This is a genomic window from Streptococcus cristatus (genome assembly GCF_001578775.1).
In the GTDB taxonomy this organism is placed as follows: Bacteria; Bacillota; Bacilli; order Lactobacillales; family Streptococcaceae; genus Streptococcus; species Streptococcus cristatus_A.
The window spans coordinates 225121-240955 of record NZ_KQ969062.1; the positions used below are offsets into that span (position 1 = coordinate 225121).

A 15835-nucleotide genomic window follows, 5' to 3' on the forward strand; every position below is an offset into this window, starting at 1 on the left:
AGCATGATTGATATTCACTCGCATATCATTTTTGATGTGGATGACGGTCCTAAGACACTGGAGGATAGCCGACGTCTGCTCGAAGAAAGCTATCGTCAGGGCGTTCGCACCATTATTTCTACTTCTCATCGCCGAAAGGGCATGTTTGAAACGCCTGAAGAAAAGATTGCAGCAAACTTCAAGCAAGTGCAGGAGTTGGCCAAGCAAGTTGCTGACGACTTGACCGTGCTATATGGAGCGGAGATTTACTATACTAGTGATGTTTTGAAAAAGTTAGAAGAGGGGATATTTCCCAGTCTAGGTGGCACCAAGTATGTCTTGATCGAGTTTAGTATGAATACACCCTACAAGGATATCCACTCCGCCTTGGGCAATGTCATTCGCCTCGGTATGATTCCGGTGGTGGCACATATTGAGCGCTATCACTGTCTGGAAAATGACGAAGACAGGGTCAGCGAATTGATCAATATGGGCTGCTATATGCAGGTCAATAGTTCAAATGTTTTGAAGCCTAAGCTCTTTGGTGATCGTTACAAATTTATGAAAAAGCGTGTTCAGTTCTTTCTAGAACGGGACTTAGTTCATTTCGTTGCTAGCGACATGCACAATCTCGATGACAGACCATCTTATATGCAAAAGGGCTATCAGATTGTCGCGAAAAAATATGGAGCTGCGCGTGCGGAAGAACTCTTTAAGAAAAACCAAGAAATCTTATTAAGTAACGAGTTTATTTAATCAATCAAACTCTGGAGAAAGTAAATACATGAATCAAGAAAATCAAATGATCGAAATCGATGTGTTGTCTTTGCTGAAGACAATTTGGAAACGGAAATTTTTAATTATCTTAACTGCCTTATTGACGGGAATTTTAGCCCTAGGTTATAGCGTTTTTATTGCTAAGCCTGCTTATAAGAGCACGACGCGTATCTACGTTGTCAATCGTCAGCAGGGCGAAAATCCTACCTTGACAAACCAAGACTTGCAGGCTGGTTCTTATCTGGTAAAGGACTACAAGGAAATTATCTTGTCTCAGGATGTCTTGGCATCAGCCATTTCAGAATTGAAACTGTCAGGTTCGCCATCTGACTTGGCATCTAAGGTAACTGTGACCGTACCGACAGATACTCGGATTGTGTCTATTACGGTTACGCATGCGGATCCGGCAGAAGCTAGCCGTATCGCCAATACCTTACGTGAAGTCGCTGCTGAGAAGATCATCGCTGTCACCAAGGTATCTGATGTTACAACGCTGGAAGAAGCAGAAACGCCAAAAACACCGTCTTCTCCAAACATCCGTCGCAATACCATCATTGGAGTGCTTGCGGGTGGTGTCTTAATGGTCATTGTAGTAGTGATTGTTGAGATCCTTGATGACCGTGTCAAGAAGCCAGAAGATATTGAAGAAGTCTTAGGAATGACCTTGCTTGGTGTCGTTCCAGATATGAGTAAGGTAGGTTAGGAGATACAATGCCAATACTAGAGTTAGCAAAAAAGAAAAAGATTTCTATTTCACGGGTAGAGGAGTACTATAATGCTCTTCGAACCAATATCCAACTTAGCGGCGAGAATATCAGAGTAATTGCTGTAAGTTCTACTTTCCCGGGTGAAGGAAAGACAACAACTTCAACTAATCTCGCTCTGACCTTTGCTAAAGCGGGTCACAAGACACTTTTGGTTGATGCAGATATCCGTAATTCTAAAATGTTAGGTGGTGTCTTTAAGAGCGATGGAAAAGTCACTGGTTTGACAGAGTATCTGTCTGGCACTACAGATCTATCTCAAGGATTGTGCGAAACGGATGAGCCAAATCTTTTCGTTGTCACTTCGGGGCAAATCTCCCCTAACCCGACTGCACTTCTTCAGAGTGATCGATTTGCAACGATGATGAACGTTTTGCGCCGTCACTATGATTATATTATTGTAGATACACCACCGATTGGTATGGTAGTAGACGCGACTCTTATTTCTAGGGTCTGTGATGCTAGCCTTTTGGTTGTAGCACCAAAGGAAGTTAAGCGGAAGATGGTTCAAAGATCTAAAATGCAATTGGAACAATCATCTACACCTTTCCTTGGTGTAGTCTTAAATAAATACAATGTTGAAGCGGATAAATATGGTTTCTATGGTTCCTATGGACACTATGGGGATAATTTGAGTAAAGAATAGTAGAAATAAAGGGATATTATGGAATTAACACGATCACAAAAAAGAATTATTCTGATGATAGCAGATGCTGTTTTAATATATTTTAGTGGTTTTGTGGCATACTTCTTTTTATCTGAATATGTTTTGCTGTCAGATTTGAGTTTTGTACAAACCTTAACAATGACAGTAGTGCTCTATTTTTTAATTGGAATCAAAACGAAACTCTTTTCGATTATTAATCGTTATACGGACTATAAAACTCTCAGTACAATCAGTCTAACCTTGGTAGGTGCTTACTTTATTGTTTTTTTAGTAGAACTTGCGCTATCCTTGCATACAAGCTATCGTTTTTTATTACTTAGTTGCATGTTCTCTATTTTATTTACTATGTCCATGCGTCTTTGCTGGAGAATGTGGTTTAGTTTTAAAAACGGAACAACCTATACAGAGGTTGAAGAAAGCAAAGTAAGTAGAACGCTGGTTGTCGGAGCAGGGGATGGTGGAAGCCTATTTATTAAAACGGCTTTAAAAGAGTCACCTGAATTAAAGATTGTAGCTGTTGTAGATAGTGATACAAGTAAGCAAGGCTCGTTTTTGCATGGTGTCAAAGTTGTTGGTACGGATAAGCAAATCCCTGAAATTGTAGCAAATTATGAGATAAGTCAGATTGTCCTAGCAATTCCTTCTCTAAAACCAGATGAGTATGAACGGCTTTTTTCTCTTTGTAAAAAGACAGGTGCTAAAGTTAGCGCTATGCCAAAATATGAAGAAGTGGTTACAGGAAAGCTAAAAGTACATAAATTACGGGAAATTGATATTGCTGATTTATTGGGAAGAAAAGAAGTTAGACTTGATCAAACGAGTTTGCAATCCAATATTGATGGTAAGACAATTTTGGTAACAGGAGCAGGAGGCTCAATTGGTTCAGAGCTTTGTCGTCAGATTGCTCGTTTTTCTCCTGCAAGATTGCTACTTTTAGGTCATGGAGAAAATTCTATCTATTTAATTCATAAAGAATTACTTGCTCAATATGGAGATAAAGTCGAGATTGTGCCTCTTATCGCGGATATACAAGATCGAGAACGGATATTCCATATTATGCATGAATATCAACCTGATCGTGTTTACCATGCTGCAGCTCATAAGCACGTCCCACTGATGGAATACAATCCAACTGAAGCAGTAAAAAACAATATTTATGGAACCAAAAATGTGGCTGAAGCTGCGAAAGCAGCTGGAGTTGCTAAATTTGTAATGGTTTCTACAGATAAGGCAGTGAATCCTCCAAACGTCATGGGAGCTACAAAACGTGTGGCTGAAATGATCGTTACGAGTTTGAATGAGGAAGGGAAGACCTTGTTTGCAGCGGTTCGCTTTGGGAATGTTTTAGGCAGTCGAGGTAGTGTAGTGCCTTTGTTCAAGGAGCAAATTGCGAACGGTGGTCCAATTACCGTCACAGATTTCCGAATGACACGGTATTTCATGACTATTCCCGAAGCAAGTCGTCTTGTTATTCAAGCGGGTGCGCTAATGCATGGTGGAGAAATTTTCGTGTTAGATATGGGTGAGCCAGTTAAAATTTTAGATTTAGCTAAAAAAATGATTACCTTGAGCGGTCATACGGAAGAGGAGATCCAAATTGTAGAAGCTGGAATTCGCCCAGGAGAGAAATTATATGAGGAATTGCTCTCTACTGAAGAGCGAGTTGACGAACAAATCTATGAAAAAATATTTGTAGGAAATGTTCAAGCTTTACCTAATTCAGAAGTAACAGCTTTTATTGACTCTATTTCCAAATTAGATGGAGCAGAATTGAAAGCTAAATTAATAAAATTTGCGCAACAGTAGGGGGTAGATAAAGTATGTATAAATTTATTAAACGCATTCTTGATATTGTTTTGTCCTTATGCGGTATGATTGTACTATCACCTCTATTTCTTGTTCTGATCATAGCCATAAAGTTAGATTCAAAGGGACCAGTACTTTTTAAACAAAAACGTATAGGATTACACAAAAAACACTTTTTTATTTTAAAATTTAGAACGATGCGGATTGACACACCTAAAGACACTCCCACTCATTTATTAGAAAATCCTGAACAATGGATTACGAAGGTTGGGAAATTCATGCGCAAAACATCTCTTGATGAATTACCGCAAATTTGGAATATCTTTGTTGGAGACATGAGCATCATTGGTCCTCGGCCTGCCCTTTGGAATCAATATGATTTAATTGAGGAACGTGATAAGTATGGTGCTAATGATGTGTTACCAGGATTGACTGGTTGGGCACAGATTAATGGTCGTGATGAACTACCAATCAAACAAAAAGCTGAACTTGATGGCTACTATGTAAAAAACGTATCCTTTGCTCTAGATTGTCGCTGTTTCTTTGGAACGATTCTAAGTGTTTTAAAAAGTGACGGTGTTGTTGAAGGAGGACCAAGACAGAAAGGGAAGAAATGAATTTTTCAGTACTAATGTCAGTATATGAGAAAGAAACACCAGAATATCTTCAGGCTGCTTTAGATAGTATTTTAGTAAATCAAACAATAATGCCAACTGAAGTGGTAGTAGTTGAAGATGGACCGCTTAATGATGGGCTTTACGATATTTTGGAAGAGTTCAGAAAAAAGTTTCCTTGTTTAAAGACAGTCCCTCTTAGAAAAAATGTCGGTCTAGGTGATGCATTGAATGAAGGTTTGAAACATTGTAGTTATGAGTGGGTGGCTCGTATGGACTCTGATGATATAGCCGTAGATACGCGGTTTGAGTCTCAATTGACCTTTATTAAGCATAATCCAGATATAGATTTACTTGGGGGAAACATTACTGAGTTTTTAAACTCTCCGTTAGAGGTTGTTTCAGAAAAAAAGGTTCCTCAATCGCATGATGAAATTGTTCATATGGCTAAGAGACGAAATCCTATGTGTCATATGACAGTGATGTTTAGAAAGCCCAGTGTTGAGAAAGCAGGAGGTTATTTACCGCTTCCATATGTTGAGGATTATTATCTTTGGGTACGTATGATTGCTACAGGAGCTAGACTAGCAAATATTTCTGAGACTCTTGTTTATGCTCGTGTGGGGAATGGGATGTATAATCGAAGAGGGAATAAAGAACAGATAGCAAGTTGGAATATATTAAATAAGTTTATGCTTACAAATGGTCTGGTTAATAAAAGAGATGCTTTTTTAAATCAAATTTATATTAGAATTTTTGTATATATGCCATCTGGTGTGAAAAAATTTATTTATGAAAAGATATTAAGGAAATAATATGATTACAGTATTGATGGCAACTTATAATGGAGAGAAATTTATAGAGCAACAGCTATATTCGATTCGTAGCCAAACACTTCCTGCAGATAGAGTTATTATTTTGGATGATTGTTCGACGGATAAAACGTTTGATATTGTTGATAGATTTATTCAAAAATATAATTTAGTTGCATGGGAAATTTACCAAAATGAATCCAATCAGGGGCACTATAGAACTTTTATCAATCTAACCAAAATGGTAGATAAGGGCTATACTTTCTTCTCTGATCAGGATGATATTTGGGATGATTGTAAAATTGAGTCAATGATGAAGGAATTTTATAATTCACAGATTTCAATGGTATTCTGTAAATCAAGGTATATCAATGAGACTGGTGAGGTTATTAAAGAATTGAATACAACTAGCAAGTCTAGAATTTATCCAGTAAAAAAAATACTTCAATCATGGCCGTCAGGGTATCAAACAGTATTTCGTTCAGAGGTACTGAAAACTATTATTGAAAATAAATATTTTGAATACCCTTGTTTTCAGTTTCATGATGTATTATTTGGTATGCTTTCTTGCTTATTCGGAGAGGTTGTTGAATTGGACACAATTCTAGACAGCCATCGCTTACACCTAAGTAATGTCACACTCTCTTCCAAAAGTTCATCTTTTCATAATTCATTAGAGGAACGACTAAACTATTATACAAAAATGTATAAAAGATATGAGGTTGTAACAAATCTCTCTACAGAAATTGAGAATTATGAAGTTAAAGAAGTAGCTGAGAACTATGGTAAATTATATAAAGCAAGAGCAGAATTTATAGAAAAGCGGACCTTTAAGTCAATTAGAGAGATGTATAAATTAAAACAATTTTATAATGGTTTTCGAGCATTTTTCAGTGATATTATATATTCATTAAGATTGCAGAGGCTGTTTGCTAAAATAATGAGGAGATAAAATGAGAGGGACATCTAAAATTGAGTGGGAATTAGCGCGTGATGATTGTTTTAAAGGGATGTATCAAACTATTTCTGAAACTCAATTAAAAAAATTACAAGAAGCGTATTTGTCCATGCTTGTTGATTTTGAGAAAGAGTGTGAGAACTATGGTTTGACATTCTATATGGTTGCTGGTACATTAATTGGTTCCCTTCGTCATAAGGGCTACATTCCTTGGGATGATGATATTGATTTGGTTATGTTCCGAGAAGAATATGAACGGTTAACATATTTGTTTGCGGAGAGCAAAAATTTTCAATTAATTTCACCTAAAAATGAAAAAAGTAACATTTTTAAATATACTAAAATTCAAAGCAAGTTTCTAACTTATTTTGATGTTTTGGGAGAAGGATTTAGTAAGAAAAAATATCTATATTTGGATATGTTGCCGATTGATTTTGTACCAGAAAATAACTTGGTCAGAAAAATTAAAGGGAGTCTTTTTCGTTTAGTGGATCTATCCTATAGTAGTTCTAGATGTTATAAAAAATATACACCACACCTCCATTATTTATCGAAATACTCAGATGAGTTAAGGGAAAATTTACTAATTAGAAAAATTGTTGGTTTGCCAGCAATTTTAATAGGACCACGAAATCTATATAAACTAATGGAAAAATTTTTGAAGTCTAATAAAAAAACCTCAAAAATTACTATTGCATACGGAGTTAAGGGTTATTTAGGAGAGGTTTTAGATTACGATGTTTTTTATCCTGCACGAAAGTACCCATTTGAAGGGAAGGAATTTTATGGACCCAATAGAGCTGATGAGTATTTAGCAAATCGATATGGTGACTATATGACGTTGCCACCTAAATCAGAGCAAGGTGAACGACATGTTCGGTTGAGAGATGATTGGGAAGAGAGTGTAGAGAGATAACGATGGCTATTTTATTAAGTCTAATGATATCGCTTATATTGTATTTTTATTTTTTACTAATACGAAAAGATTTATCTAATCCAGGTATTATCAATTTAGTTATTTGGTTATTTGCTTCATTAGGAACGATACACTTTGTAAATAAGTGGGGATCTCCTCTTAGCTTTGTAACATTATTAATCTTAGTAGTAGGGTTAATAATGTTTTCCGCAGGTGTGTCCCTCTCAAATTCATTTGTAAAAACTTCCAGCAAAAAAAGTTTTAGAAGTTTACCTCTAGTACCGATGTTTTTTTTCATTATTGTATTTATATTTTTCATTTTTGCCTATAGAATTTTATCAGTTGATGCTTTTAGGGTTTCTGTTTATTACTCCCAGATATCTGGTAAGCCTGTAAGTTCTAATTTATTTACTGCAATTGAGCGTGCGAGGTATATGATTACCAACTATGATTATTCTTTTTCAAAAGGAACAGCTAATATTCTTAGAGCCAATTACTCTCTAGGTATTTTGACGTTTACTTACTATTGTCAAGAGTATTTTTATGGGAAGAACCTTATTCAAAAATTTTTATTTTTATTAATTGCTTTAGCCTCGCTGTTTATTTCTCTTCTATCTACAGGTAGGACAGAATTACTAGGACTTGTTTCGGGCTATTTTGTAATTTTTATCTTATATTATTCCCGAAAATATATATGGTCAGGGGTCGAATCATCTAGTAAGCTACTCAAAATTATTCTATTGTATGGTTTAGGGGCAATTGCATTATTTCTTGTTGTAGGGGATGTTGTTTTAAATAGGCTAGGGAGTAGTCCATTAGATAATTTATCTAAGTATATTGGATCTCCGATAGCTGGATTAGATTATTTTATTAAGAATCAAAATTACTATCTAGAAAATAGATATTTTGGAGAAAATACTTTTATAGCTATTTATGGGACATTAAAAACTTTAGGAATTTTTCCTGAGCAATTATCACCATTTTTACCTATAATTAATTTTTATGGAACTACTAGTAATGTTTATACAGCTTACTATGTTTTTATAAAGGATTTTGGTTATAGTGTAGCAATTCTTGTTCAATTCTTTTATGGTATATTCTTTGGAACAATGTACTATATCATTAAAAAAAATCTGTTCTCTCCATTTTTGATAATGATTTATGGGTTATTATCATATGGGATGGTGATCATGTTTTTTCAAGAAGCATTCATTACCTTGTTGACGACACATATCGTACGTTTGATGTTTTTGTTAGTGTGGTTAGCCTTGATAAAGATATTATCTATATTTAAACTGGGCGTGCATATCAATATATTACGCAATCGTATCTAAGTATATTAGGAATATAGCAGAATGAATTTAATAAAAAAAATATATAAGAGTGGTAGAATTAGGCAATTACTTCACAATAGACTAGTTTTCTTTACATTTTTTCAGCTACTTCTTCAGCCTAAAACCGAGAAGTCATTGGAGATTTTACAAGTTTCCATTGATCAAAAGATTATGAGAAAGCTTCGTAAAAAATATAGAGCAGATATTGAATACTTCAAGAATAATGTAGAACAATTTAAACAAGAAGGACAAGATAATCGATTTGTATGGGTGTTATGGTATCAAGGGATAGAAAATGCTCCTGTTTTGGTTAAAAACTGTTTTGAATCTTTAAAGAGTAATCTACCTGAGGATAGAACTTTAGTAGCGTTAGATGAAACTAATTTGTCCAACTATATAGAGTTACCGACGTTTATCACTGAGAAATATGCAGAAGGTAAAATTTCTCATGCTCATTTTTCAGATATTGTCCGTATAGAGCTACTCTCGAAATATGGGGGAACTTGGGTAGATGCGACAGTTTTCATGAGTTCGCCGATTATTCATGACTACTTCTTTGATTCTGATTTATTTCTATTTCAAGAGTTACGTCCCAATACATTTGCTCATAGTAAAAGAATATCTAGTTGGTTTATGACATCGAACCCAAATAATGAAATTATATTATTAACGAGATATCTGTTGCGTAGGTATTGGGAGAAGAATAATAACTTGATGGATTACTTTCTTTTGCATAATTTTTTTGAACTTGCTATCGAAACCTATCCTGAAATTTGGGATGAGGTTGTTCCTTATAGCAATTCACACCCACATATTTTACAATTTAAGTTATTTGATGAGTACAATGACAAGCATTGGAAAGAATTATCGAGTCTAATAGAAGTTCATAAATTAACATATAAGTATGAACAAAAGGATTACAAGGGAACGTATCTCACTAATGTGGTTCTCTAACAGCACAAGGAGGGTATATGGTAGTTTCAGCACTTATTTTTGCAGGTGGTTCTGGCTCACGGATGAAGACAACGACAAAGCCAAAGCAATTTTTAGAGCTATATGGCAAACCTATCATCATTCACACGATTGAACATTTTGAAAATCATCCAATGATTGATCAGATTGTAATTGTTTGCATTGAGGGATGGATTGATTATTTAGAAAACCTGTTGTTGAAGTTTCATATTAAAAAAGTTGTAAAAATTGTTTCTGGAGGTACAACAGGACAGATGTCTATCTTCCATGGATTAGCTGCGATGTCAGATAATATTCAACCAGAAGATATTATCCTTATCCATGATGGTGTTCGTCCTTTGATTGATGCAGATATTATTACAAATAATATAGACTGTGTGCGTAAACATCGTACTGCAATCACCGTTAAACCTGTAATTGAGACGGTCATTCAGGTCAATGCAGAAAATGCTATTACAAATGTTGTAGATCGCGATTCTTGTCAAACAGCAGTAGCACCTCAAAGTTTCTTTCTTTCAGATATTTATTCGTTACATTTAAAAGCACAAGAAGATGGGTTGATAGATATGACGGATTCAGCTACCTTGGTACGCTACTATGGCTTGGAGTTATTTACTGTAATGGGAGGTCCAGAAAATATAAAAATCACGACGCCATCCGACTTTTATATTTTTAAGGCTATTTACGAAGCACGAGAAAATCAACAAATATTTGGATAAATGATGAATAATAGAATAATACAAGCTGATATTGAAGAACTGGTATTGACGAGTCCAATTTTAAAGGAATTTCAAAAAGGAACTATTCTTGTAACAGGTGCAACAGGATTACTAGGTAATCAAGTAATTCGTACTTTGCTTGAACATAATAAAAGAAATCAAGCAACAGTGACTGTTGTAGCTTTGGTTAGAAATAAAGAAAAAGCAGAGAAATTATTTAGTGATGTTCTAAATATGTCCCATTTTAAGTTACATGTTGCGGATATACAAACTCCTATCGAAATCACAGAAACTATTGATTATATTATCCATGGTGCAAGTGTAACCGACTCATCTTCTTTTGTGACATATCCAGTTGATACCATCAAAACTGCAATCGACGGAACGAAAAATCTCTTAGATTTAGCAGTAGAGAAAAAGGTAAAGGGTTTCTTATATCTTTCTTCTTTGGAAGTATATGGTTTTCCTGATCCTCATCGGGGAATGGTGTCAGAGGAGGATTATGGCTACTTGGATCCTTTAAGTGTTAGAAGCAGCTATTCAGAAGGAAAACGGATGGTTGAGTGTCTATGCGTGGCTTATTTAGAACAGTACGGTGTCCCGATTAAAATAGCCAGATTGACACAAACCTTTGGCTCAGGAGTTTCTTATAGTGATAATCGTGTCTTTGCTCAATTTGCACGTTCTATTCTTGAAGGAAAGAATATTGTTTTAAAAACAACTGGAGAGACAGTGCGCAGCTATTGCTATACATCGGATGCTGTTCATGCTTTATTCTATATCTTACTAAAAGGTGATCATGGGCAGGCTTATAATGTTGCTAATAAAATGACTGCTATTTCCATTCGAGATATGGCAGAGCTTGTTATTACAAACTTTTCTCAAGGGAAATCAAAATTAGTATTTGATATTGCAGAAAATCCTGAAAAATTAGGATATAATCCCGTTATGAAAATCGAGTTGGATACAAACAAATTAGAAAGACTAGGATGGAAGCCCAAAGTAGGAATGGAAGACATGTACAATCGATTGATTAAAAGTATGCGAATTGATCGTAAAAAAATTGAGGAGAAATAATGCCTTCAAAACTAAAAACTATTGTAACCAATTTCTCATATGTCATCATTTCCAATCTTTTAACGGTACTTGTCTCTTCTATTGTTGTTTTGATTTTGCCAAAAATCATGGGAGTAGAAGAGTATGGATATTGGCAACTTTATATTTTTTATCTAGCTTATGTTGGATTTCTACATTTTGGCTGGGTTGATGGTATCTACTTAAGATACGGTGGCTTGGAGTATGACGAATTAGATAAAGAAACCTTTTTTTCTCAATTTCTGTTATTGTTAATCTATTTAACAATTATTGCTATCATTTTACTGGTGGGAATTCCTTTATTTGTGAAAGATAGCAATTCTCAGTTTGTATACAATCTCTTAGTATTAACTATGTGGGTTACGAATCTTCGATTTTTGTTTATCTATATTTTACAAATGACAAATCGCTTAAAAGAAAGTTCCTATATTATTAGCAGTGATCGGTTACTATATTTATTGTTGCTGCTGGTATTTATTTTATTAGGGGCGAGAAATTTCCAGATGATGGTCTATGCAGACTTCCTAGGAAGATTGTTTTCTTTAGGATATGGGATATATCTATGCAGAGATATTGTTCTCAATTCTTTGTCTAATTTTAAGTGGGCCCTTTCTGAAGTATTTTTAAATATTGGCGTTGGAATTAATTTGATGCTTTCGAATATTGCTAGTATGTTAATTATTGGTACGGTTCGGATTGGAATTCAGAGAGTTTGGGATATTGCTACTTTCGGGAAAGTATCATTGACACTTAGCATCTCTAACTTGATGATGACGTTTATCAATGCAATTGGCCTTGTAATTTTTCCACTATTGAAACGTACGAAGAGGGAAAATCTTCCAAAAATTTATGATGGTTTGCGTAACAGTTTGATGTTGCTAATGTTTGGAGTTTTGCTTATTTATTATCCTTTACGACTTGTTTTGAATAAATGGTTACCTGCTTATCATGATTCATTGATTTTTATGGCTCTAATTTTTCCAATGTCAGTATATGAAGGGAAAATGGCTCTGCTGATTAATACTTATCTAAAAGCTTTACGTATGGAAAAGACAATTTTTCGAGTAAATTTATTTGTGATGTGCTGTAGTTTTATTTCAACATTTATTACAGCGTTTTGGTTGAAAAATTTGACATTAACAGTGCTCTCTATTGTATTTTTATTGGCATTGAGAAGTATTATGGCAGAGTTAATCTTGTCTAAAAAAATTACGATTAGTGCTAAAAAAGATATTAGTACTGAGTTAATGATGACATTTATCTTTATTACAGTTAGTTGGTTTTTACCTGTTCCCTTAGGCTTTACGGTGTATTTTATCGTGTATCTTATCTACTTTGTCAAAAAATATACTAACATAAAAGACTTTAAAAAAATTATTATAGATTTGTAGGTGGAATAATGAAGAAACATTTGCTTGCTAAAAGTTGGATAAATGTTTAATATTGATTTATTTTAAGAACCCGTGGTGCTAGTTAAATTCAAACTACAAGAAAAAGCCCAAAAGGACTATACTGTAAGTGACGAAACAAACAGGAGGTCGTCCAAATGAGCTACTTACAGTATACCGCTAAATCCCATCATTTGCAATGGAATATGAAGCAATTATCAACTATTTGTCATCATTTTTATTGCCATTATTGTCCTGATTCATTGAAACATCGTCGGAATGTCAGCTTGTCAAAAGTTTCGGATGAATCTCTATTAGTCTTATTGGTATTGCAAGCTGAACTAGGAATCAAATCGCAGCGCCGTTTTCACCGAATCTGTCAATTATTTTTCTGTGGTCAAATGCTGGAAAGAAGTCGCTTCAATCGTAGATCAAAGCAATTGATCTGGTTAGTACAACTGATTCGTCAGGCTATGAATGACCAAATCTCCCCCAATGCGATTGCCATCGTTCATAGTTTTCCTTTACCACTTTGTCAGCCTGTTCGCAATTTCCGAAGTACCATTTTTGAAGAGACGGCAGATATTGGTTATAATGCCTCTAAAAATTTATGGTTCTATGGTTTCAAAGTCAACATGCTGGTTACTTTTTCTGGCTATATTCTAAACTATGTTGTCACGCCAGCATCTGTTCATGATATCCAAGTCGTGGATGAATTACTGGAAGGATGCCAACAATCTATGATTTTAGCAGACTTAGACTACCTCAGTAAGGAATTGAAGAACGCTTGGAACAGAAAGGCTATCACTTATGGACACCTTGGCGACAAAATATGGATGGTGCAAGGGAGCACAATGACTGGAGACTACTAGCTTTGAGGCGAACTATTGAAACTCGCTTTTCTGAGTTATGTACCCTATTTGATATTGAACATACTTTAGCAAGAGGCTTGTCTGGCTTACAATTGAGATTAGAGCAAATTATATTGGCCTACAATCTGAGATATTTTGAATTTAACTAGCACCACGGGTTAATATTAAATATTTTTATCATCCCCCATGACAATGAGACTGATGAATTAAATCAATACACTTTATAAATTTTATACCGAAAACTGTTGCCTTTTCAGAATAATTCTATCTGATCGCAAGAGGATGAAAGGGAGAAGTGTCATGTTTAAGGAGAGATTATCAATTTTTAATTTCTTTTGGTTCTCTTAGCAAAAAAGTAGTATAATAATTTTTAGTAATTTATAGGAGTATAAATAGAACGAATGACACAAATTTTAGTTACAGGTGGTGCAGGTTATATCGGTAGTCACACAGTAGTGGAGTTACTAGCAAATGGCTATGAAGTTGTAATTGTAGATGATTTTTCAAACAGTTCTCCAGAGGTGCTAGAGAGATTGAAAGCGATTACTGGAGCAGAGATACCTTCTTATCAAGGTTCTATTGCAGACAAAAAGTTTATGAGTCAGGTATTTGAGGAAAATCATATTGATGCAGTGATTCATTTTGCGGCATATAAGGCAGTTGGTGAGTCTGTACAAGAACCGCTAAAGTATTATGACAACAATGTCGGTGGGACTATAGCCCTTCTCAATGTGATGAAGAAATATGATGTAAAGCATATTATTTTTAGTTCTAGTGCCACAGTTTATGGAATGAATAATATTTCACCATTGACAGAGGATTTGCCGACTTCAGCGACAAACCCTTATGGATATACGAAGTTAATGATGGAGCAAATTTTAACAGATGTTGCTGCTGCAAATCCATATTGGTCTGTGACGAATCTTCGTTATTTTAATCCTATTGGAGCTCATGAGTCAGGTTTAATTGGGGAGTATCCAAATGGAATCCCTAATAATCTTATGCCCTCTATCACTCAGGTTGCAGTTGGTAGATTGCAGGAACTTAGTATTTTTGGTGATGATTATGATACACATGATGGTACAGGTGTGCGAGACTATATTCATGTGTTAGATTTAGCAAAGGACCATGTTTTAGCTGTGAAGCATAATTTAGAACATAAGGGAACCGCTGTTTTCAACCTTGGAACTGGAACTGGCTATAGCGTTTTGGATATGGTTAAGGCTTTTGAATGTGAAAATAGAGTCAAGATTCCTTATGTAATCAAGGAACGTCGTCCTGGAGATGTGGCTACTTGTTATGCAGATCCTAATAAGGCATATCTTGTCTTAGGATGGAAAGCCGAAAAAAATCTACAGGATATGGTACGGGACTCATGGAGATGGCAAAGATTAAATCCAAATGGCTATGAAGTAAAAAAGTAGAGTGAGAGGTTAGGTTGTCTAATAAGTCATTCTTATTTCAAGTTATGAGTTAGAGCAATTGTATTTCATTATCGCCCTAAAATATTAGCTACTTCTAAATTTCAACATAGTAAAGTATTTAATCGTAAATGATTATCAAAAAGGTTACTCCCCAACCCCCAAATGTCAAAAATATTCCCTGAAATGTCATTTTCTAGTAACCTACCTTACCTTTTGGCTCTGAAATGAGACAGGATACGATTCTTGCCCCTAATCCTCTTCTTTTTGCGTTAAACTAGTGTTAAAGCAAAAAGATTGGAGTTATAATGGAAATTCAAGAAATTTATAATCAATTCAGAGATTACTATGGGGAGCTTGAGGCTGAGTATGCTCATTGTCAAAAGGCTAGCATGGAGTGGGAAATCCTGCATTTACGCTATCTGATTTACTATTTGATGCGCTATGGTATTGGGGAGATGAAGTTTTTTAATGCCTATCATTATCGGGCGGCTTACCGCTGGTATTTGCAGTCCTTGATGTTACATTCGGCCTGATATTTAAGAGAGTGGGACAGAAATCGGTAATTCGTTAGAATTCGATTTCGTCGTCCCACCTCCGCACAGTTGAGTAGGGCTGTAAAAGCTGATGAAATCAGCGTAGTAGAGCCCACTCAACCACTGCGTCTTGCTCGACAACCCAAAGACAATTGAGAGGCTAGGACTTTTGTCCCAGACTCTTTTTTTTATTCCCTTGGTAGGA

At 35.2% G+C, this 15835-nt stretch carries 15 protein-coding genes and 1 pseudogene; all 16 read left to right on the plus strand.

Annotated elements, in window-relative coordinates; translation table 11 throughout:
• The first annotated feature begins 3 nt into the window (after positions 1 to 3).
• The 16 genes and pseudogenes from cps4B to comW all read left to right on the plus strand — a co-directional run bounded on the left by cps4B (position 4) and on the right by comW (position 15630).
• On the plus strand, positions 4 to 735 hold the full coding sequence (cps4B, locus tag SCRDD08_RS01090; RefSeq protein ID WP_061422054.1) for a capsular polysaccharide biosynthesis protein Cps4B: 732 nt from the start codon (positions 4 to 6) through the stop codon (positions 733 to 735).
• Positions 736 to 763: 28 nt separating this feature from the next.
• Positions 764 to 1459: a CspC family polysaccharide chain length determinant protein gene (locus SCRDD08_RS01095; protein ID WP_061422055.1), complete on the plus strand. Its 696-nt coding sequence runs from the start codon at positions 764 to 766 to the stop codon at positions 1457 to 1459.
• A gap of 8 nt (positions 1460 to 1467) precedes the next feature.
• Positions 1468 to 2166: a tyrosine-protein kinase gene (locus SCRDD08_RS01100; protein WP_061422056.1), complete on the plus strand. Its 699-nt coding sequence runs from the start codon at positions 1468 to 1470 to the stop codon at positions 2164 to 2166.
• Between the two features lie 18 nt (positions 2167 to 2184).
• Positions 2185 to 3993: a polysaccharide biosynthesis protein gene (locus tag SCRDD08_RS01105; protein ID WP_061422057.1), complete on the plus strand. Its 1809-nt coding sequence runs from the start codon at positions 2185 to 2187 to the stop codon at positions 3991 to 3993.
• Between the two features lie 14 nt (positions 3994 to 4007).
• Entirely contained in the window at positions 4008 to 4610 is a 603-nt protein-coding gene (locus SCRDD08_RS01110; RefSeq protein WP_061422058.1) for a sugar transferase, read from the plus strand.
• Positions 4607 to 5422 (plus strand): glycosyltransferase family 2 protein, encoded by an 816-nt coding sequence (locus tag SCRDD08_RS01115; RefSeq protein ID WP_142325610.1) that lies wholly within the window; start codon positions 4607 to 4609, stop codon positions 5420 to 5422. The genes SCRDD08_RS01110 and SCRDD08_RS01115 overlap by 4 nt, the downstream gene beginning before the upstream one ends.
• A gap of 1 nt (position 5423) precedes the next feature.
• Positions 5424 to 6371 (plus strand): glycosyltransferase, encoded by a 948-nt coding sequence (locus tag SCRDD08_RS01120; protein WP_061422059.1) that lies wholly within the window; start codon positions 5424 to 5426, stop codon positions 6369 to 6371.
• A gap of 1 nt (position 6372) precedes the next feature.
• On the plus strand, positions 6373 to 7293 hold the full coding sequence (locus tag SCRDD08_RS01125; RefSeq protein WP_061422060.1) for a LicD family protein: 921 nt from the start codon (positions 6373 to 6375) through the stop codon (positions 7291 to 7293).
• A 2-nt stretch (positions 7294 to 7295) separates the two neighbouring features.
• Positions 7296 to 8627 (plus strand): O-antigen polymerase, encoded by a 1332-nt coding sequence (locus SCRDD08_RS01135; RefSeq protein ID WP_068981941.1) that lies wholly within the window; start codon positions 7296 to 7298, stop codon positions 8625 to 8627.
• Positions 8628 to 8648: 21 nt separating this feature from the next.
• The gene (locus SCRDD08_RS01140) at positions 8649 to 9581 is read left to right on the plus strand and encodes a capsular polysaccharide synthesis protein (RefSeq protein ID WP_061422063.1); all 933 of its coding nucleotides are present in this window, start codon (positions 8649 to 8651) and stop codon (positions 9579 to 9581) included.
• Positions 9582 to 9598: 17 nt separating this feature from the next.
• Entirely contained in the window at positions 9599 to 10318 is a 720-nt protein-coding gene (locus tag SCRDD08_RS01145) for an IspD/TarI family cytidylyltransferase (protein ID WP_061422064.1), read from the plus strand.
• Positions 10319 to 11395, plus strand: a complete 1077-nt coding sequence (locus SCRDD08_RS01150; protein WP_061422065.1) for an NAD-dependent epimerase/dehydratase family protein — start codon at positions 10319 to 10321, stop codon at positions 11393 to 11395.
• Entirely contained in the window at positions 11395 to 12804 is a 1410-nt protein-coding gene (locus tag SCRDD08_RS01155; protein WP_061422066.1) for a lipopolysaccharide biosynthesis protein, read from the plus strand. The genes SCRDD08_RS01150 and SCRDD08_RS01155 overlap by 1 nt, the downstream gene beginning before the upstream one ends.
• A gap of 155 nt (positions 12805 to 12959) precedes the next feature.
• Positions 12960 to 13822: pseudogene (locus tag SCRDD08_RS01160) on the plus strand (IS982 family transposase).
• A 252-nt stretch (positions 13823 to 14074) separates the two neighbouring features.
• Positions 14075 to 15097, plus strand: a complete 1023-nt coding sequence (gene galE, locus SCRDD08_RS01165) for a UDP-glucose 4-epimerase GalE (protein ID WP_061422067.1) — start codon at positions 14075 to 14077, stop codon at positions 15095 to 15097.
• Between the two features lie 305 nt (positions 15098 to 15402).
• Positions 15403 to 15630 (plus strand): sigma(X)-activator ComW, encoded by a 228-nt coding sequence (gene comW, locus SCRDD08_RS01170; RefSeq protein WP_061422068.1) that lies wholly within the window; start codon positions 15403 to 15405, stop codon positions 15628 to 15630.
• Positions 15631 to 15835 lie beyond the last annotated feature (205 nt).